The sequence below is a fragment of the Parageobacillus thermantarcticus genome (genome assembly GCF_900111865.1).
Lineage (GTDB): Bacteria > Bacillota > Bacilli > Bacillales > Anoxybacillaceae > Parageobacillus > Parageobacillus thermantarcticus.
Genome location: NZ_FOJS01000047.1, coordinates 1 through 18,773, shown reverse-complemented (window position 1 = coordinate 18,773; position 18,773 = coordinate 1). Strand labels below are relative to the sequence as shown.

The window sequence follows — 18,773 nt, the reverse complement described above, 5'->3', positions numbered from 1 at the left end:
AAAAAGAGACAATTTTAGGCTATACCTAACCGAAATTCATCTCCCACTTTCACTTCGTTTAGAAGTGGGAGACTTCTTTCGGAAAGATGTTAAATAAATAGGAAAAACGGGAAAAGGAGAGGCTGATTTCAAAAGATGGATGTAGCAATCTTTTGAATCAACCTCCTCTTTACTTAACTTTTCCTTGCTTCCTCAATCAAAGTCAGCAATTTTTGCAGCGTGTCTCCCGCGTCGGATCGTTCCATGTTTTGCCGGTAGCGGTCTTTGTTTTCGTAAAGATGATAAATGGCGTTTCGCAGCGATTCGTTCGTTAAGTCTTCTTCCATCAGCACTGCGGCGTAGCCCGATTTTTCGAACGAGCGGGCGTTTAAAATTTGGTCGCCGCGGCTCGCTTCTTTGGAAAGAGGAATAAGCAGCATCGGCTTGCGCAAGGCGAGAAACTCGAAAATCGAGTTGGCGCCGGCGCGCGATACGACGATATCGGCCATCGCCATCAAATGCGGGAGCTCTTCATCCACGTATTCAAACTGCTTGTAGCCTTTTGCGCTCGCCAGTTTGGCATCGATATTGCCTTTCCCGCAAATATGCACGATTTGAAAATCGGCAAGCAGCGTTTGCAAATTGGCGCGCAGCGCGTCGTTAATCCGCTTCGAGCCTAAGCTTCCGCCCATGGCGAGAAGAACCGGCTTTCCTTTTTCAAATTGGCAAAGCGCCCTCCCTTTGTCGGCGTTTCCCTGTTTTAATTGTTCGCGTACAACCGCGCCGATATAAATCCCTTTTTCTTCTTTGATATGGCGGAGCGTTTCCGGGAATGTAACGCAAATTTTTGTCGCAAACGGCATCGCGATTTTATTCGCAAGTCCCGGGGTAATATCGGATTCGTGGATAATGGCTGGAACGCCATTTAGCCACGCGCCGATAATGACGGGGACGGAGACGAATCCGCCTTTCGAAAATACGAGGCTCGGCTTTTCTTTTTTGATGATCCAATACGCTTGCAGCGTGCCTTTGAGCACTTTAAATGGATCTTTAAAGTTGTTCCAGTCAAAGTAGCGGCGCAGCTTTCCCGTCGAAATCGGAAAATAAGGCACGCCTTCCACTTTGGAAATAAGTTCGCGCTCAATGCCTTGATGGGAACCGATGTACGCGATGTCCCAGCCTCGTTCTTTTAGCTTTGGAATAAGCGCCAAATTGACCATCACGTGCCCCGCTGTTCCGCCGCCGGTAAGAATGATTTTTTTATTCAACGTCATCACCTGTCTTTTTTGGACATTATGCCATTTTACATTTTTTTAGAAACCATTATTGCGGAATTTCGTATTGTATTATAGCAAATACTTGACGATTCGGGTGCGGAAACGTGAAAACTTCGCGCAAATGAGCGCCATCAGGGCAATGTTAAGCAATTTTTTATCATTTTCTTTTTTTATTTTTATAAAAGTGCGATATGATAAATAGTCTGTAATATATTATGATCTTTGCTGGGAAATATAGAATTGGCAATTTTTATATAAAACGAATAGATTGCAATTTTCTGTTTTCAAAAAAAGAGAGTACTGGTAAAGTACAAATAAAGAGGTGAAAACGATGCTATGGATTGTTTTGATTGTTGGAGCAATGATATTGTATGGCATCGTTCCAACCGTGCTGATTCGAAGAACGAATTTCCGCGTTTATCGCAAAGGAGCGCGATCGGGAATGATCGCGTTAACGTTCGATGACGGCCCCGACCCATATTACACGCCGAGATTGCTAGATTTATTAAAAAAATATCAAGTGAAGGCAACCTTTTTTGTTGTCGGAAAAAAGGCGGAGCAATACCCTTATATTGTGAAGAGAATGCATGATGAAGGCCATGAAATCGGGATGCATAACTATCGCCATATTAGTAATTGGTTTATTTTCCCGCCGTTTTTAGGAAAAGGTTTGCGAAAATCAGCAAATATTATCGAACAAATTACAGGAACGCGGCCGATCTATTATCGTCCGCCTTGGGGGCACTTTAATTTGTTTACCCCGTTTTTGCAAAAGAAATACCCGACGGTGATGTGGACGTCCATTCTTGGTGACTGGAACGCAAAGGTTGGCGTGTTGGAGTTGTTTAAGCGCCTGAAAAATAGCGTAGAAGACGGAGCGATTATCGTTCTTCACGATAGCGGAACAACGTTGGGCGCTGACGAACTGGCGCCGGAACAAATGCTTTCGGCGTTGGAATTGTTATTGAAAGAAGAAAAAGCAAAAAAGATGCGCTGGGTGACGATTACAGATTTGCTGAACGCGCAAACTAATAAACAAATTTCATCAATATAATAATGGGGGATTGAATGGATACGGGGATTCTTTTTTCATATGTGCAATCATATGGATATGTGATTATTTTTCTGTTTCTGTTTTTTGGCATTGTCGGCATTCCCGCACCGGAAGAAAGCTTGCTCTTTTTTCTCGGGATTTTCATTGCCAGGCAGCAGTTGTTATGGGAATATTGTTTTATCGCAAGCTGGGGCGGTGTGGTGGCGGGGATGGTCATCGCCTACAGCATCGGCCGCTTTTTAGGTGCGCCGTTTATTAAAAGGTATGGAAAGTATATCGGAATAAAAGAGGAAAAATGGGAACGAACGAGAAAACTGTTCCGCCGACATGGAAAGTGGGTCATTTTGTTCGGCTATTACGTTCCCGGCGTTCGGCAAGTTTCTCCGTATATGGCTGGCGTGATCCGCTTTCCTTTCCGTTCGTTTTTATTGCTTGCCTCCGTTGGCGCGGCGATATGGACGATCCCTATTATCGTTATCGGGATGCTGCTTGGCCGGCATGTGCAAATTCCGCTCATTTATTTTCCGATGTTCGGAATTGTCTTATTTTTGTTGTTTCTGCTTGGGATGTGGGTCGCGCAACGATTTCGCAAAAAATCTTTGGAAAATTAAAGGGAGCCAACGATCATGAAAATTCTTGTATTACCGTTGTTCCAAATGAGTACGGGGCATCATAAAGTCGCGGATACGTTGATCGATTTCCTGCAAAGGCAGTTTCAAGATGTGTATTGCAAAAAAATAGACTTTTTAAGCTACTGCAATGAATTTATGGAAAAAATTGTTTCAGAAATGTATTTACGGTGGATTCGCTCACATCCAGCTTCCTATCATCGCGTTTACAAGACGTTTATGTACCCTGATTTTCATTGGTTGGAATTCGTTTCTCTTGAACCGTGGCTGCCTTATTTTGAGAATAAAATGAAAAAATTGTTGGAGAAGGAGAAACCAACGCTTGTCATTTGTACTCATTCGTTCCCATCACGCATTTTGCAGCGGCTAAAGCGGAAAAAGGTGACTCAAATTCCTGTAGTCAACGTATATACGGACTTCTTTATCAACAGCGTGTGGGGAAAGCGGGACATCGACTACCATTTTGTGCCGCATGCGGACGCAAAACGGGAGCTAATAGCGAAATATCATATTGATGAAAAGCGGATTATCGTGACAGGCATTCCCGTTCATGAAGTGTTTATGACTAAGCATTCCGAGGCGAAAGGAAAAAGGCGTCCGTTCCATTTGCTGCTGGCGGGAGGCAACCAAGGGCTAGGCAATATTATTGATTTTTTTAAGAAAATGGAATACTCCCGCTTGTTTCGTTATTCGGTATTATGCGGAACAAACAAAAAGTTATATGATGAAATCGCGAGTTGGAAGCATCCACATATTCGCCCTTTTTCATACATATCTAGCCCGCAGGAGATGAACCGTTTGTATAACGAAGTGGATGCGGTCATTACAAAGCCGGGCGGCGTTACAGTCAGTGAAGTGCTGCATAAACAATTACCGCTTTTTACCATTGGTTATTTGCCCGGTCAAGAACAAATTAATTTGCAATATCTTGAAAAACATGGATTAATTTATAATTTGACGGGGCATCGCTATTACGAGCGAAAAATCGTGCATGTATTGACAGATGAAATAGAAAAAAATCGTTTTTATCGTCGGGTGAATGAATATTTTTCCCAGATCGAAAAAACAGCGCAAGACGCGTTACAAGAGATTGTCGCGATGCATCAAAGACAATACCGCGCTTTATGGAAATAGCGCTTTCACCATCTAACGAATCGGTTAGATGGTGTTTTTGCTGTTTTCCAAGTGGCAAGACAGCCTGCATTGCTCATATAAAATTACCATACGATTGTGCTTGAAACGTGTTAAAATAAAAACTATGGTAAACAAAAGAGGAGGAACTTTAATGAAAACGAGAATTGGGATTTTATACGGCGGAAAATCGCCTGAACATAACGTATCGTTATCAACGGCGATGGCGGTGATGAACGCCATTGATAAAAACAAATTTGACGTTATTCCGATTTATATTACGACAGAAGGACAGTGGATCAAAGGAGAACGGTTGACTGGGCAAGTAACCGAAATAAAGCAGCTGCAGTTTCGGTCCGATGCCAACGCCATCATCCCGGTGGCGTTGAACCAAACGCCGGCCGCTGCAAACGGGAAAAAGCAAGAGGAAGCGGCGGTCGACGTCATTTTTCCGTTGTTGCACGGGCCGAACGGAGAAGATGGCACGGTGCAAGGGCTGCTGGAACTCTTGAATATTCCTTATGTCGGAAACGGAGTGCTCGCCTCTGCGGTCGGCATGGATAAAGTGGTGATGAAAAACTTGTTTGCGCAAGCGGGATTGCGCCAAGCGAAATACGTGTCGTTTACGAAACGGGAATGGAGTAAAAACGAAGAAGCGGCGTATGATAGGGTGGAACAAGCGCTTGGATACCCTTGTTTCGTCAAACCAGCCAATGCGGGATCGAGCGTGGGAATTACGAAGTGCAAGCGGCGCGCTGATTTGAAAGCGGCTTTTGTCGAGGCGTTTAAGTATGATCGCAAAGTGATTGTGGAGGAAGCGATTGTTGGCCGCGAAATCGAAATTGGCGTCATCGGTAACGATGATCCGATTTGTTCCGTTGTCGGAGAAATTGTTCCGAAAAAAGAATTTTACGATTACCAAGCGAAGTATGAAGATGATAATACAGAATTAATTATTCCGGCGGACGTGACAAGCGAGCAGTACGAAACGATAAAACAAATGGCGATTACTGCGTTTAAGGCGCTTGATCTTTCGGGGCTCGTACGGGCCGACTTTTTCCTGACGGAAGACGGCGAAGTGTATATTAATGAAATTAATACAATGCCTGGATTTACACCGTATAGTATGTTTCCTTTGTTATGGAAACATAGCGGCATCTCCTATCCGGAACTGATTGAGCGCCTCGTACAATTGGCGATCGAACGACATGAAGAAAAGCAAACGATCACGTACACGTTTGAGAAATAAAAATGTAGGTGAAAAAAGATGATCACTCGTACATTGCGCGATATACAGTCGATGGTCGATGGCCGCGGGCTTGCGGATGAGTTTTTGGACATCATGGTTCGTGGAGTTTCGACAGATACGCGCACGCTGCAAAAAGGAAATTTATACATCCCTCTAAAAGGAGCAAAATTTAACGGGCACGCGTTTGTCCAAGACGCGCTCGATAAAGGTGCGAGCGCTGTGCTCTGGTCGGAAACGGAAGGAAATCCGCCGGAAGGCGTGCCGGCGATTATCGTGGATGACACGTTGCGCGCGCTCCAGCGTCTTGCCCATCGGTACCGCAATCAGCTTTCGGCAAAAGTCATCGGCATTACCGGCAGCAACGGAAAAACGACGACGAAAGATATAGTTGCAGCATTATTGGCGACCACTTACAAAGTGCAAAAAACGGAAGGAAATTTAAACAACCATATTGGTGTACCGTTGACGCTCCTTCATTTGGAAGAAGATGTGGAAATGGCCGTCGTCGAAATGGGAATGAGCAATTTTGGTGAAATCGAATTATTGTCCAACATCGCTGAGCCAGATGCGGCGATTATTACAAATATTGGCGAAGCCCATTTGCAGGAATTGGGATCGCGCGAAGGAATCGCGCAAGCAAAGTTGGAAATTTTGTCGGGCTTAAAAAAGAACGGTCTTTTCGTTTATTACGGAGACGAGCCGTTGCTGGCGAGCCGGGTTTCCAGCTTGCCGCTGCCCGAGCATGTTTTGACGTTTGGGCAGGGAAACGAAAACGATTATTATCCGGAGTCAGTCGAGCTGCGGGCAAGTGGCATGGCGTTTACGATCCGGCAGGCGCCAAATCGATCTTTTTTTCTACCGATTTTAGGAAAGCACCATGTATATAACGCATTGGCTGCGATCGCTGTAGCGCGCTTTTTTGATGTAAGCTGGGAGAACGTGCAAGAAGCGCTTTCGCAATTGCACGTGACGCGCATGCGCATGGAAGTGATCGAAACAAAGAAAGGCTGGACGATTATTAACGACGCGTACAACGCCAGCCCAACATCAATGAAAGCGGCTTTGCAATTGCTTCAAGAATTGACGGGATATAAGAAAAAAATTGCTGTGTTGGGAGACATGTTGGAACTTGGCGATCGGGAAGTGGAGTTTCATCGGGAAATCGGTGCGATGCTGCGGCCGGAAATAGCCGATTACGTATTTACGTACGGGGAGTTGGCGCGCCATATTGCGCTCGCGGCACGGCCGTTCTTTCCAGACGGGCGCGTAAACGCGTATGAAGATAAGCGGGCATTGGCAAAAGATTTGCTTGCGGTTGTTTCCTCCAAAGATGTGATTTTGTTGAAGGCGTCGCGCGGCATGAAGCTGGAAGAGCTGCTTTATGATTTGCAATAACAATATCAAAATAAAAGCGGCGTGTTCGATCGCCGCTTTTATTTTTCGGCAATGGTGGTGGCGATGATCGGTTGCTTATGTATACACGGATTTACGGGAAGTCCTGAGGAAGTTGCGCCGTTGGTAGAATATTTACAAAAACGAACGGATTGGGTCATCAAAACACCGACGCTTCCTGGACATGGAGAACAATTGCAACTAAGAGGAATTACTTACGATCAGTGGTTCCAAGCAGCGGAAGAAGAGTTGCAAGCGTTGATGGAAAAATGCAAAACGATTTATGTCATCGGCTTTTCAATGGGCGGGGTCATCGCCGTGTATTTGGCGGAGAAATATAAGATAGACAAGCTCGTGCTATTAAGCGCCGCGTTTTACTACATCAATCCGCGCCAATTCATAAAAGACATCCATGAAATGGTTCGCGACGGGTGGCGGCGTCTTCGTGAAAATCCGCTTTTTATCCGCTATAAAAATAAAATTTTTGCGACGCCGCTTACGGCCATATTAGAGTTCCGAAAATTAGTGAATAAAGTTCGGCCGCTTTTGCCACATGTTGATGTTCCTGTATTGATCGTGCAGGGTGAAAAAGATGGGATCGTTCCGCTAAAAAGCGCTTATTATTTATACGAGAAGATTGGTTCAGCGAAAAAGAAGCTGTTGTTCTTGCCCGCTTCTTATCATCACGTCTGCCACGGTCCAGACCGGTACGTATTATTTACCGAGATAGAAAAATTTTTGTTAGAAAATGGTAATTATTGAAAATGACAGATGAAAATGGTATGATAACTGTCAAATATTTTTATTCGATTCAGTTTGGATCGTTAAGGAAATTAAAGGAGTTTGAATAACATTGACGACATTTTACGAATTAGGATTAAGCAACGAATTAATGAAAGCAATTCGCCGGATGGGGTTTGAAGAAACGACCCCGATTCAAGCGGAAACGATTCCGTTGAGCCTGCAAAATAAAGACGTCATTGGACAGGCACAGACCGGCACCGGAAAAACGGCTGCTTTTGGCATTCCGCTTGTCGAAAAAGTGGATGTAACGAACGAAGCGATTCAAGGCCTTGTCGTGGCACCGACGCGAGAGCTGGCGATTCAAGTGTCGGAAGAACTTTATAAAATTGGCGCAGTCAAGCGCGTTCGCGTGCTGCCGATTTACGGCGGGCAAGATATTGGGCGGCAAATTCGCGCGCTAAAAAAGCGCCCGCATATCATTGTCGGAACTCCTGGGCGAATTATTGATCATATCAATCGTAAGACGCTTCGTTTGGAAAACGTGCACACCGTCGTGCTCGATGAAGCGGATGAAATGTTGAATATGGGGTTTATCGACGATATTGAGGCGATTTTAAGCAATGTCCCTGAAAAACGGCAGACGCTATTATTTTCTGCGACGATGCCGGAGCCAATCCGCCGCATCGCTGAGCGGTTTATGAATGAGCCGCACATTGTGAAAGTAAAAGCGAAGGAAATGACGGTTCCAAACATTCAACAATATTATTTGGAAGTGCAAGAAAAGAAAAAATTCGATATTTTGACGCGTTTATTGGACATTCAAGCGCCGGAATTGGCGATTGTTTTCGGGCGCACAAAACGGCGCGTCGATGAATTGGCGGAAGCGCTCAATTTACGCGGATACGCCGCTGAAGGAATTCATGGAGATTTGAGCCAAGCGAAACGGCTCTCCGTTCTTCGCAAATTTAAAGAAGGCTCGATCGAGATTTTAGTCGCTACCGATGTGGCGGCGCGCGGATTGGATATTTCCGGTGTGACGCACGTCTACAATTTTGATATTCCGCAAGACCCGGAAAGCTATGTTCACCGCATCGGCCGCACTGGCCGCGCTGGAAAAACAGGCGTGGCAATGACGTTCGTTACGCCGCGGGAAATTGGGCAGCTTCATAATATTGAGCGAACGACGAAGCGGAAGATGGAGCGGATGAAACCGCCGACGTTGGATGAAGCGCTGGAAGGCCAGCAGCGCATCGCAGTGGAAAAGCTAGTCGCGACGATCGAAACAGAAAATCTTTCCTTTTATAAACGGGCAGCTGAAGAGTTGCTGGAAGAGCACGATTCCGTATCGCTTGTCGCCGCTTGTATCAAAATGTTGACAAAAGAGCCCGATACGACGCCGGTGCAATTAACCGAAGAACCGCCGCTTCCGGTAAAACGGGAGAAAAAGCGTGCAAACCGCCCGGGAAGCCAACGGGAACGTACAAAAAAACGGCGCGTTGCTCGTTAAAAAACGGTGCAATCAGCGCCGTTTTTTTATTAAGATTTTTTTTATGAACCGGTCGCCATATTTTTGCAGCATTGCGATGCGCGTGCACGAGGTTTGATGAAAGAAATGAAAAGCTTTCCAACACTGCTATGTTCTCTACATTGGCCGCTGAGATGTTGATAAAGAAGAAGCGATGAAACAATTTATATCCGAGATCAAGTCCGCGAAATTGTGTAAAGATAAATAAAATGGTAAACAGCGATTTTAAAGTTTATTGCACTGGTAATGGAATTTTACACAATAACTTGATCTATATCTGAAACGAGCAGCAACGAATGACTATGCTAGAATGATGATAGGAGACATTAGCGAATGACAAAAGGCCGCTGCCGATGCAGATGGGAAGAAATAAACGGGGCAATGATCCCCCCTCCTAAAAAGCCGAACAGGTGGGCGACCATGTTCGCATCGGGGGCGGTAAATGCGATAAATAGGCTAATACATAATACGGCGAAAAGAAGACGAGCGTGCTGTGCTTCGATGATATCGCGGCGAAATGCGGCCAAGTATCCGTACATGCCGAATAAGCCGAAAATCGACCCGGAAGCTCCGGCGTGGCTGTACATCGCCGGCAGAAGAAAAAATGTAGCAATATTGGCAAATATCCCGCTTCCTATATAAAGAAGCAGAAATTTGCCTTTCCCTAACATTTTTTCTAAAGCGGGGCCGAATAAAATAAGGGAAATCGAGTTGATCATCATATGTTCAAACCGTACATGCAAAACGAGCGGGCTTACTAGCCGCCAATACTCCCCTTTTTGTACGGCGGCGTTAAAGCCGATCATTTTTCCCCATAACGGTTCGGCTATAGGAATGCGTAAAAAAAACATGAACCAAATCAATACGTGAAGGGCGGCAAGAATGGAAACGACAGGGTAAAACCGAAAAAATGCATGGGCGTTTTCCATGCGCACAAACATAAACTTCGCTCCTTTATTGGTTTATATAAAATGTATGTACGAAGTAGAAAGGATAGAAGAGGGATGATTATCGGAGTTGGCATCGATATTGTGGAATTGGAACGGATCGAACAGCTAATAGCGAAAAATGAAAAATTTATCGATCGGATTTTAACGGAGAAAGAAAAAATGATTTTTTCCCAATTATCGCCGAAGCGCAAAGTAGAATTTGCCGCGGGGAGGTTTGCGGCAAAAGAAGCATATGCGAAGGCGGTCGGAACAGGAATCGGAAAGGATGTATCATTCCATGATATCCAAATTATGAACGACGATCACGGAAAGCCGATCGCTGTTGCCAATATGGAGAACAATTGCCGCATCCATGTTTCGATCTCGCATAGCCGCGATTACGCGGTCGCTCAAGTCATTATTGAGCGCTTGTCATAGCTAGTCTGCATATTCCCCTAGATCGCCTCATATATTGTAATGGACAAATGGAAATCGATATGAGGCAAAGGGGTTGAAACGATGAGGGGCAACGTGTTTAGCGTGTTTCTTTGCGCCATACTGCTTGTCGCTTTAGCTGGTTGCGGGTCAAAATCGCAAGAAGATGTGATGAAAGCGCTAGATGAAAAGATGGATGAGATGACAAGCTATCAAGCAGAAGCGAAAATGACGTTTCAAACTGGCGATAAGCCGCAAGTTTATAACGTCGAAATTTGGTATAAGCATCCTTCATACTACCGCGTCAACTTGAAAAATGCCGACAAACATCAAAGCCAGATGATTTTGCGCAACGATGAAGGTGTTTTCGTTTTTACTCCGGCATTGAACAAAAGCTTCCGTTTCCAAAGCGATTGGCCGAAAAACAGCAGTCAAGCGTATTTGTACGAATCATTGGTGAAAGACATTTTAAGCGATTCGAAAGCGAGCTTTAAAGCGACGAAAAATCATTACGTATTTGAAACGAAAACAAACTATCCGAACAGCAGCATGATTCCAAAACAGGAAATTACGTTAAACAAAAAAGATTTATCTCCGGTATCCGTCAAAGTGATGGATACGGATCGGAACGCTTTGTTAACCGTGCAGTTTTCAAAAGTAGAGTTTAATAAAAAATTTGATGATGATGCGTTTGATACATCCAAAAACATGACCGGCGCCCGCTTGGAAGTGCCGACGATGGCAAAAGCGGAAGATCAAGCGCTTGAAGTGATGTATCCGGTCGATTTGCCGGAAGGAGTAAAACAAGTAGATGAAAAAGAAGTCGTTTCTGAAAATGGCAAGCGGATCATTATGACATTTGCGGGCGAAAAATCGTTCACATTAGTCGAAGAAAAAGCGGAAGTGCTGCCGGCGACGAGCACTCCGACGCTTGTCAATGGCGAACCGGTCGACTTAGGGTTTGCGATCGGCGCGCTGACGGACCAGACGCTTACTTGGTCGTATAAAGGGGTCGACTTTACGCTTGCTTCTACAGACTTGACGCCGGACGAAATGGTAATGGTGGCTCGTTCCGTGCAAGGAAAAGCGGTGAAATAAATGACATTTGTGCAGGTCCGTAAATTGCCGGGCCTGTTTTTGATTGATGAAAAAATTAAATCGACGCTAAGCACGTATTCCTTCATTGTCTTGTAAGTGGTAAACTAAAAAAGATGAAAAAATGTTTATCTTATTTTTCATCATTTGTATTCACATTAATCCATTTGATAGATGAGGAAGTGCAACGAGATATGGATATGACTAATGTGACTAAAGCGTTTTACCGCGATACTTGGGCGGAAATTGATTTAGACGCGATTTACTATAACGTTTCGCAACTGAGAAATTTTTTGCAAAACGACGTCCGCATCATGGCGGTAGTGAAGGCGAACGCCTACGGCCACGGTGATGTACAAGTGGCAAAAACCGCGCTGGAAGCAGGTGCTTCTTATTTGGCTGTGGCGTTTTTGGATGAAGCGCTCGCGCTGAGAAAAAACGGAATTGACGCTCCGATTCTCGTGCTGGGAGCTTCCCGGCCTAGCGATATTAATGTCGCCGCAAAGCATCGGATTGCGCTCACTGTGTTTCAGCCGGAATGGGTTGAACAAGCGGCGAATTTTTACAGTGAAACGGTACCGGTTTTGTTCCATTTAAAAATGGATACGGGAATGGGGCGGATCGGCGTTAAAGAGGAAACGGAAACGAAACGCCTCATTGAACGAATTGACCGCCATCCGTATTTTTCGTTAGAAGGAGTTTATACTCATTTTGCGACGGCTGACGAAATCGACACGGACTATTTTTCTTTTCAATACGATAACTTTTTGCGGATGCTTGAATGGCTTCCGTATAAGCCGCCTCTTATTCATTGCGGGAACAGTGCGACGACGTTGCGGTTTCCGGATAAAGTGTTTAACATGGTGCGCTTTGGCATTTCGATGTATGGGCTATCTCCTTCGCCGGAAATAAAACAATATTTGCCGTATGAGCTGAAGGAAGCTTTTTCGTTGCATAGCCGCCTTGTTCACGTGAAAAAGCTGAAGCCGGGAGAAAAAGTAAGTTATGGGGCGACGTATACGGCGGAAACGGAGCAATGGGTTGGCACGGTTCCAATTGGATATGCGGATGGCTGGTTGCGGAAACTGCAAAATTTTCATGTGCTTGTGAATGGAGAAAAAGCGCCGATTATTGGAAGAATTTGCATGGATCAATTGATGGTTCGCCTGCCAAAGCGGATGCCAGTTGGAACGAAAGTGACCTTGATTGGTCGGCAAGGTGATGAATATATTTCTGTTGATGATGTTGCGCAATATCTCGATACGATTAACTATGAAATTCCTTGTACGATCAGTTATCGCGTTCCCCGTATTTTTTTCCGAAATAAGAGTATAATGGAAGTGAGAAATCTTGTTTATGCATAAACTGAAAAATTTTTCAGAAGATAATGAGCAGAAAACAGAGAAATGACTTTGCACTGTTTTTATTTAATGGTATTATGAAATGGAAGCAATGAATCGGCTGCAGTTTGTGGAGGTGTGTATTCGTGTCGGAATCTAGCGCAACAACGGAAATCGTCGTTCGTCTGCCTCAAGCACTAGTAACAGAATTGGATGTGCTTGTGAAACAAGAGAACGGCAACCGCAATGATCTCATTTATCAAGCAACGAAAATGTACATTCGCGAGCGAAAAAAACGACAAATCCGCGAGGCGATGAGACGCGGCTATATGGAAATGGCAAAAATCAATTTATCCATTGCTTCCGAGGCGTTTCTTGCAGAATATGAAGCCGACCACACCGTTGAACGTTTAGTTAGCGGGGGGTAATGCTTTGATTGTTAAGCGTGGCGACGTTTATTTTGCGGACCTTTCCCCGGTAGTTGGCTCGGAACAAGGAGGCGTTCGTCCAGTATTAGTCATTCAAAATGACATTGGAAATCGGTTTAGTCCGACGGTGATTGTGGCGGCGATTACAGCGCAAATCCAAAAAGCAAAGCTGCCGACTCATGTGGAAATTGACGCAAAGCGTTACGGGTTTGAGCGGGATTCTGTTATTCTGCTAGAGCAAATTCGGACGATTGATAAACAGCGGCTGACAGACAAAATTACTCACTTGGACGATGAAATGATGGATAAGGTGGATGAAGCGTTGCAAATTAGTTTAGGGCTTATCGATTTTTAATAGCGGCGCCCGAAATATAATTTTGTTGTTAAAGCGAGTGCACGGTGCCACCTATCGCCTCCATTTCATAAAAGTGGTGGGGAGTTTGCTATGCGCAAAAAGGGCAGGTCGCAAGCATCGATCTGTCCGACTTTTTATAACGATTTATGCAAAAATAGCTGCATCATTGTAGCTATTTTTATTTTTCGCATATGGAGGGGTCGTGGGGTTGTTAAATAGAGAAGCATTGATCGACGTGATAGCGAATGAATTGCAGTTGTCCGCCAAACAAGTGAATAACGTGATTTCCCTTTCTGAGGAAGGAAATACAGTGCCGTTTATTGCCCGCTATCGCAAAGAAATGACGGGCGCCTTGGACGAGGTGCAAATTCGCAATATTTTAGAGAAATGGAATTACTTGCAAAACCTAGAACAGCGCAAGGAAGAAGTTCTCCGCCTTATTGATGAGCAAGGAAAGCTGACGGACGAGTTAAAAAATGCAATTATCAATGCCACAAAACTGCAGCAAGTGGAAGATTTATACCGCCCTTACAGACAAAAACGGCGCACGAAAGCAACGATCGCAAAGGAAAAAGGGTTAGAGCCGCTTGCAGAATGGCTATGGACGTGCCCGATGGCGCCGCGGCCGGAAGAAAAAGCGTTGGAGTTTATTCATCCAGATAAGGAAGTGCTTACTGCCGAAGAGGCGCTTCAAGGAGCGAAAGACATTATTGCTGAAAAAGTATCGGATGACGCCCAGTTTCGCCAATGGATCCGCCAGCAGACGTGGAAAAAAGGTGTTATCATATCGACGGTGAAAGAGCCTGAAAAGGATGAGAAAAAAGTATATGAAATGTATTACGAGTATGAAGAGCCGGTGCACAAGATCGTTCCCCATCGTGTGCTGGCGCTCAACCGCGGCGAAAAAGAAGGGGTGCTGCGCGTTTCCATTCAGGCCCCGGTAGAAGATATTATGGCATATTTGCAAAAACACATTATTACAAATCGGCAATCTTCTGCCGCTACCCTTCTCGCCGAAGCGATCGAGGACGGCTACAAACGGCTTATAGAACCGTCAATTGAGCGCGATATTCGCAATGAGTTAACCGAAAAGGCGGAAGAACGGGCGATTCATATTTTTGCGGAAAACTTGCGTAAGCTATTGCTTCAGCCGCCGCTAAAAGGAAAGATCGTTCTTGGCATAGACCCTGCTTATCGAACGGGATGCAAGCTAGCGGTTGTCGATGAGACAGGCAAATTATTGAAAATCGATGTCATTTATCCGCATCCGCCGCAGCAGCGGGTAGACGAAGCAAAGGAAAAACTCATTCGGCTGATTGAAGAATACCACGTAGAGATGATTGCAATTGGAAATGGAACAGCATCACGGGAAACGGAACAGTTCGTTGCCGATACGTTAAAGCAGGTAGACAGGGAAATTTTTTATCTAATTGTTAATGAAGCGGGAGCGAGCGTCTACTCTGCTTCCGACCTTGCCCGCCAAGAGTTTCCGGATTTGCAGGTAGAAGAACGGAGTGCGGTTTCAATCGCGCGGCGCGTACAAGACCCACTCGCGGAACTGGTAAAAATTGATCCAAAATCAGTAGGAGTCGGCCAATATCAGCACGACGTTTCGCAAAAAAAATTAGCGGAATCGCTGCGGTTTGTCGTGGAAACGGTTGTCAACCAAGTCGGCGTCAACGTCAACACCGCCTCTGTCTCTTTATTGCAATACGTATCAGGCCTTACGAAAACAGTATCGGAAAATATCGTGAAACGCCGCGAGGAACAAGGAAAATTTAAAAACCGTGAGGAATTAAAAGCGGTACCGCGTCTTGGCGCTAAAACATATGAACAATGCATCGGCTTTTTGCGCATTGTTGACGGAGACGAACCGCTCGACCGTACGCCAATCCATCCAGAGCGGTACGAAGAAGTGAAAAAACTGCTACACCAACTTGGCTTTACAACCGAGCATATTGGAAGCGAGGAACTCCGCCAGGCATTGCAATCTCTTTCTATCCCTGATACGGCTTCCGAACTTGGCATCGGAGAATTGACATTGCAAGACATTATCGACGCTTTAGTTCGTCCGGAACGCGATCCCCGCGACGAGCTGCCGAAGCCGTTGTTGCGAAAAGACATTTTAAAAATGGAAGATTTAAAAAAGGGGATGGAGTTAGAAGGTACGGTGCGCAACGTCGTCGATTTCGGGGCGTTTGTGGATATTGGAGTGAAGCAGGATGGGCTTGTCCACATTTCAAAATTAAGTAAGCAATATGTGCGCCATCCGCTTGATGTTGTATCCGTAGGCGATGTCGTCAAAGTATGGGTTGACAGCGTCGATATCGATAAAGGAAGAATCTCCTTATCTATGATTCCACCGGAAGAATCAGAAAAAACACTGCCTTCATGAGCAGTGTTTTTTCTGATAAAAAAACCAGCATTGATTTAGCAATTTGATTTGGTAGCGATTTTTTTCATAATAGGCCCGTCTCATTTGATTTTTTAACCATGTTGGCATAGCGGTCGACCTCCCGCAACAAAAAAGGTTCATATATAATGTATGTATCGCTAGTCTGTCCTGTTCTAAAAAAGTCAAGGAGCAATGAAAATGGAACAAAGTGATTTGCAACGTCTTGTCGAAAGGGTATCTTTGCAATTTTTTCAAAAACCTTTTAAACATACCGCGACATTCAATCCGCGCCTGCGAACGACAGGGGGACGTTACATGTTACAAACTCACAACATTGAATTGAATAAAAAATATTACGAAGCGTTCGGGGAAGAAGAATTGATTGCGATCATTAAACATGAATTGTGTCATTATCACCTTCATTTAGAAGGAAAAGGATACCGCCATCGAGACAAAGATTTCCGCGATTTATTGCGCCAAGTTCAGGCGCCCCGCTATTGCCGTCCCCTTCCTCAGCAAGCGCGCCAAAGAACGAAAAAGGTGTACGTGTATGTTTGTTCCGATTGCGGCATAAAATATAGACGGAAAAAGCGAGTAAATACAGACAAATATGTTTGCGGGCGATGCCATGGAAAATTAATGTTGGATGACGAGAAGGATAAATGAAACAAATGGGCTTTGCCGTAGCTTTAACATTGCTGTGAAAGAAGCTTTTTGCAGGTGAACGCGTCAAGCTCTATTGTTACGTAAAATCCGTACCGTCAGTTTAGTGAACTTGGATATCAAGAAAATAAAAAAACGCTTTTTGCCAGTTCTTTTTTTACAGGTCGAGTCCTAGTATATTGTTTAAAAATTCCTTTTCCGCCCAGTAAACTTGGGGCCGTCGGAAAATAAAAATGCCTTTTGCCAGTTCCTTTTTACACAAATCTCGGGACTTCATCCAAAAAAATTTTTTGTTTAAAAAGTGTTGACAGCTATCCTTTATCTATGCTAAATTATAAAAGCCGTCGCTAAAAGGCGATGGATGATAGATACAGGATAGAAGCTATTGACAACTGTCTATCAGCTTAATATAATAGAGAATGTCGGTTGTACAAATCAATTTGAATGAATTTTCTAGTGATGAGCTTTATTTCTCTGAACGTGCGACGAGTTATCCTAACATTAGTACTTTTGGATTCGCAAGCAGAGAAAGGGACGAATTAGTAAGTAGTTTGATTTATTCCGCAATAGCTCAGCGGTAGAGCAACCGGCTGTTAACCGGTAGGTCGTAGGTTCGAATCCTACTTGCGGAGCCTTTGGAGAAGTACCCAAGTGGCTGAAGGGGACGGTTTGCTAAACCGTTAGGTCGTGTCTTTACGGCGCGCGGGTTCAAATCCCGCCTTCTCCGCCACTTTTCGATATATTTTGTCGTGGCCCGTTGGTCAAGTGGTTAAGACACCGCCCTTTCACGGCGGTAACACGGGTTCGAATCCCGTACGGGTCACTGTGAATGGGTGTTGGGAGTGTAAAGCACCAACCCCATTTTATTGATGGTCCCGTAGTGTAGTGGTTAACACGCCTGCCTGTCACGCAGGAGATCGCGGGTTCGAGTCCCGTCGGGACCGCCATCTCGACATATCGCATACATTGGGCTATAGCCAAGCGGTAAGGCAACGGACTTTGACTCCGTGATGCGCTGGTTCGAATCCAGCTAGCCCAGCCATGAGCCATTAGCTCAGTAGGTAGAGCATCTGACTTTTAATCAGAGGGTCGGAGGTTCGAATCCTCCATGGCTCATTTTTGCGGGTGTGGCGGAATTGGCAGACGCACCAGACTTAGGATCTGGCGCCTTACGGCGTGGGGGTTCAAGTCCCTCCACCCGCACTTTAATAGACACGCGGTCGTGGCGGAATGGCAGACGCGCTAGGTTGAGGGCCTAGTGGGGGCAACCCCGTGGAGGTTCAAGTCCTCTCGACCGCATAAAAAGTGTTTGCAATTTGTAGAAAATATTGTTTGTCATTATATATTTGCGCTCGTAGCTCAACTGGATAGAGCATCTGACTACGGATCAGAAGGTTAGGGGTTCGAGTCCTCTCGAGCGCGCCATTCGGGAAGTAGCTCAGCTTGGTAGAGCACATGGTTTGGGACCATGGGGTCGCAGGTTCGAATCCTGTCTTCCCGATTTATCAATAAACATGCGGGTGTAGTTTAGTGGTAAAACTTCAGCCACGAGCAAAGCATCTGTGAATGTACTGCGAGTTGCCTCGACGCATTTGACTTCTTTGAACAAGCTCGTAGAGGAAGAGGCATGGATAGTTGCGCGTTGTGCGCAGATTAAAATAAAATAATGTGCGGGTGTAGTTTAGTGGTAAAACCTCAGCCTTCCAAGCTGATGTCGTGGGTTCGATTCCCATCACCCGCTCCATATAATTTTTACGAATGTTCCTTGAAAACTGAACAAAACGAAGCGTCCACATAGAAAAGTGGAGGCGACTGACGCCTTATGGTGTCGGCGCTGAAGCTTATGAGAATAAGCCAATCAACTTTCTATGGAGAGTTTGATCCTGGCTCAGGACGAACGCTGGCGGCGTGCCTAATACATGCAAGTCGAGCGGACCAAACAGGAGCTTGCTCTTGTTTGGTTAGCGGCGGACGGGTGAGTAACACGTGGGTAACCTGCCCGTAAGACCGGGATAACTCCGGGAAACCGGAGCTAATACCGGATAACACCGAAGACCGCATGGTCTTTGGTTGAAAGGCGGCTTCGGCTGCCACTTACGGATGGGCCCGCGGCGCATTAGCTAGTTGGTGAGGTAACGGCTCACCAAGGCGAC

Annotated in this window: 17 protein-coding genes, 11 tRNA genes and 1 rRNA gene; 26 read left to right on the top strand and 3 right to left on the bottom strand. The window is 45.3% G+C overall.

The genetic code is table 11. The annotated features are described in order from the left end of the window. Positions 1-173: 173 nt before the first annotated feature. The gene (locus BM278_RS15400; RefSeq protein ID WP_090951464.1) at positions 174-1,247 is read right to left on the bottom strand and encodes an undecaprenyldiphospho-muramoylpentapeptide beta-N-acetylglucosaminyltransferase; all 1,074 of its coding nucleotides are present in this window, start codon (positions 1,245-1,247) and stop codon (positions 174-176) included. Between the two features lie 340 nt (positions 1,248-1,587). On the opposite strand from BM278_RS15400, the gene BM278_RS15395 reads away from it, so the two are divergent. The 7 genes from BM278_RS15395 (at position 1,588) to cshA (ending at position 8,962) form a co-directional block, all read left to right on the top strand. Further along, positions 1,588-2,310 carry a polysaccharide deacetylase family protein gene (locus tag BM278_RS15395; protein ID WP_090951461.1) on the top strand — a complete coding sequence of 241 codons (723 nt, stop codon included), beginning with the start codon at positions 1,588-1,590 and terminating at the stop codon, positions 2,308-2,310. Between the two features lie 14 nt (positions 2,311-2,324). Continuing rightward, the gene (locus BM278_RS15390; protein ID WP_090951458.1) at positions 2,325-2,921 is read left to right on the top strand and encodes a DedA family protein; all 597 of its coding nucleotides are present in this window, start codon (positions 2,325-2,327) and stop codon (positions 2,919-2,921) included. 12 nt (positions 2,922-2,933) lie between these two features. Next, the gene (locus tag BM278_RS15385; RefSeq protein WP_167359656.1) at positions 2,934-4,073 is read left to right on the top strand and encodes an MGDG synthase family glycosyltransferase; all 1,140 of its coding nucleotides are present in this window, start codon (positions 2,934-2,936) and stop codon (positions 4,071-4,073) included. A 151-nt stretch (positions 4,074-4,224) separates the two neighbouring features. Continuing rightward, the gene (locus tag BM278_RS15380) at positions 4,225-5,319 is read left to right on the top strand and encodes a D-alanine--D-alanine ligase (RefSeq protein WP_090951451.1); all 1,095 of its coding nucleotides are present in this window, start codon (positions 4,225-4,227) and stop codon (positions 5,317-5,319) included. Positions 5,320-5,337: 18 nt separating this feature from the next. Continuing rightward, positions 5,338-6,714 (top strand): UDP-N-acetylmuramoyl-tripeptide--D-alanyl-D-alanine ligase, encoded by a 1,377-nt coding sequence (locus BM278_RS15375; protein WP_090951447.1) that lies wholly within the window; start codon positions 5,338-5,340, stop codon positions 6,712-6,714. 63 nt (positions 6,715-6,777) lie between these two features. Beyond that, complete coding sequence (locus tag BM278_RS15370; RefSeq protein ID WP_167359655.1) at positions 6,778-7,473, top strand: alpha/beta hydrolase; 696 nt, start codon at positions 6,778-6,780, stop codon at positions 7,471-7,473. Positions 7,474-7,564: 91 nt separating this feature from the next. After that, positions 7,565-8,962, top strand: coding sequence for a degradosome RNA helicase CshA (cshA, locus tag BM278_RS15365; RefSeq protein ID WP_090951444.1), 1,398 nt, complete (start codon positions 7,565-7,567; stop codon positions 8,960-8,962). 344 nt (positions 8,963-9,306) lie between these two features. On the opposite strand, the gene BM278_RS15360 is transcribed toward cshA, so the two are convergent. Next, a complete protein-coding gene (locus tag BM278_RS15360; protein WP_090951441.1) occupies positions 9,307-9,921 on the bottom strand; it encodes a rhomboid family intramembrane serine protease in 615 nt (204 codons plus the stop codon). Positions 9,922-9,984: 63 nt separating this feature from the next. Between BM278_RS15360 and acpS the strand changes: the two genes are divergently transcribed. From acpS to BM278_RS15330, 6 genes are all read left to right on the top strand, one after another. After that, entirely contained in the window at positions 9,985-10,347 is a 363-nt protein-coding gene (gene acpS, locus BM278_RS15355; protein ID WP_090951438.1) for a holo-ACP synthase, read from the top strand. A gap of 81 nt (positions 10,348-10,428) precedes the next feature. After that, positions 10,429-11,442, top strand: coding sequence for a LolA family protein (locus BM278_RS15350; RefSeq protein WP_090951435.1), 1,014 nt, complete (start codon positions 10,429-10,431; stop codon positions 11,440-11,442). 197 nt (positions 11,443-11,639) lie between these two features. Continuing rightward, entirely contained in the window at positions 11,640-12,803 is a 1,164-nt protein-coding gene (alr, locus tag BM278_RS15345; RefSeq protein ID WP_090951467.1) for an alanine racemase, read from the top strand. A gap of 122 nt (positions 12,804-12,925) precedes the next feature. Continuing rightward, positions 12,926-13,207 (top strand): CopG family ribbon-helix-helix protein, encoded by a 282-nt coding sequence (locus tag BM278_RS15340; protein ID WP_003253419.1) that lies wholly within the window; start codon positions 12,926-12,928, stop codon positions 13,205-13,207. Positions 13,208-13,211: 4 nt separating this feature from the next. Next, complete coding sequence (gene ndoA / locus BM278_RS15335; RefSeq protein WP_003253417.1) at positions 13,212-13,562, top strand: type II toxin-antitoxin system endoribonuclease NdoA; 351 nt, start codon at positions 13,212-13,214, stop codon at positions 13,560-13,562. 208 nt (positions 13,563-13,770) lie between these two features. Further along, complete coding sequence (locus BM278_RS15330; protein ID WP_090951432.1) at positions 13,771-15,957, top strand: Tex family protein; 2,187 nt, start codon at positions 13,771-13,773, stop codon at positions 15,955-15,957. Here the strand turns inward: BM278_RS15330 and cmpA are convergent. Then, positions 15,952-16,065, bottom strand: a complete 114-nt coding sequence (gene cmpA / locus BM278_RS15325; protein ID WP_012748966.1) for a cortex morphogenetic protein CmpA — start codon at positions 16,063-16,065, stop codon at positions 15,952-15,954. The two genes, BM278_RS15330 and cmpA, sit on opposite strands and share 6 nt — an antisense overlap. A gap of 90 nt (positions 16,066-16,155) precedes the next feature. On the opposite strand from cmpA, the gene BM278_RS15320 reads away from it, so the two are divergent. The 13 genes from BM278_RS15320 to BM278_RS15260 form a co-directional block, all read left to right on the top strand. Further along, positions 16,156-16,623: a SprT family protein gene (locus BM278_RS15320; protein WP_090951429.1), complete on the top strand. Its 468-nt coding sequence runs from the start codon at positions 16,156-16,158 to the stop codon at positions 16,621-16,623. A 557-nt stretch (positions 16,624-17,180) separates the two neighbouring features. Continuing rightward, a tRNA-Asn gene (locus BM278_RS15315) sits at positions 17,181-17,252 on the top strand. 5 nt (positions 17,253-17,257) lie between these two features. Beyond that, positions 17,258-17,350, top strand: a tRNA-Ser gene (locus BM278_RS15310). A gap of 21 nt (positions 17,351-17,371) precedes the next feature. Next, positions 17,372-17,443 (top strand) — tRNA-Glu (locus BM278_RS15305). Between the two features lie 48 nt (positions 17,444-17,491). Then, a tRNA-Asp gene (locus BM278_RS15300) sits at positions 17,492-17,567 on the top strand. A 20-nt stretch (positions 17,568-17,587) separates the two neighbouring features. Further along, positions 17,588-17,662, top strand: a tRNA-Gln gene (locus BM278_RS15295). A 1-nt stretch (position 17,663) separates the two neighbouring features. Next, a tRNA-Lys gene (locus BM278_RS15290) sits at positions 17,664-17,736 on the top strand. Between the two features lie 5 nt (positions 17,737-17,741). Further along, positions 17,742-17,823: transfer RNA gene (locus tag BM278_RS15285), tRNA-Leu, on the top strand. A 13-nt stretch (positions 17,824-17,836) separates the two neighbouring features. Beyond that, a tRNA-Leu gene (locus tag BM278_RS15280) sits at positions 17,837-17,919 on the top strand. Between the two features lie 49 nt (positions 17,920-17,968). Next, a tRNA-Arg gene (locus tag BM278_RS15275) sits at positions 17,969-18,045 on the top strand. 2 nt (positions 18,046-18,047) lie between these two features. Then, positions 18,048-18,121 (top strand) — tRNA-Pro (locus tag BM278_RS15270). 169 nt (positions 18,122-18,290) lie between these two features. Next, a tRNA-Gly gene (locus BM278_RS15265) sits at positions 18,291-18,364 on the top strand. A gap of 121 nt (positions 18,365-18,485) precedes the next feature. Beyond that, a 16S ribosomal RNA gene (locus tag BM278_RS15260) occupies positions 18,486-18,773 on the top strand; the annotation flags it as partial.

Excerpts from the sequence above, each read along its gene's own strand:
- BM278_RS15380 (WP_090951451.1), top strand. The coding sequence starts at position 4,225 with ATGAAAACGAGAATTGGGATTTTATACGGCGGAAAATCGCCTGAACAT.
- BM278_RS15395 (WP_090951461.1), top strand. The coding sequence starts at position 1,588 with ATGCTATGGATTGTTTTGATTGTTGGAGCAATGATATTGTATGGCATC.
- BM278_RS15360 (WP_090951441.1), bottom strand. The coding sequence starts at position 9,921 with ATGTTTGTGCGCATGGAAAACGCCCATGCATTTTTTCGGTTTTACCCT.
- BM278_RS15320 (WP_090951429.1), top strand. The coding sequence starts at position 16,156 with ATGGAACAAAGTGATTTGCAACGTCTTGTCGAAAGGGTATCTTTGCAA.
- BM278_RS15375 (WP_090951447.1), top strand. The coding sequence starts at position 5,338 with ATGATCACTCGTACATTGCGCGATATACAGTCGATGGTCGATGGCCGC.
- cmpA (WP_012748966.1), bottom strand. The coding sequence starts at position 16,065 with ATGCCAACATGGTTAAAAAATCAAATGAGACGGGCCTATTATGAAAAA.
- BM278_RS15390 (WP_090951458.1), top strand. The coding sequence starts at position 2,325 with ATGGATACGGGGATTCTTTTTTCATATGTGCAATCATATGGATATGTG.
- acpS (WP_090951438.1), top strand. The coding sequence starts at position 9,985 with ATGATTATCGGAGTTGGCATCGATATTGTGGAATTGGAACGGATCGAA.
- BM278_RS15370 (WP_167359655.1), top strand. The coding sequence starts at position 6,778 with ATGATCGGTTGCTTATGTATACACGGATTTACGGGAAGTCCTGAGGAA.
- BM278_RS15350 (WP_090951435.1), top strand. The coding sequence starts at position 10,429 with ATGAGGGGCAACGTGTTTAGCGTGTTTCTTTGCGCCATACTGCTTGTC.
- alr (WP_090951467.1), top strand. The coding sequence starts at position 11,640 with ATGACTAATGTGACTAAAGCGTTTTACCGCGATACTTGGGCGGAAATT.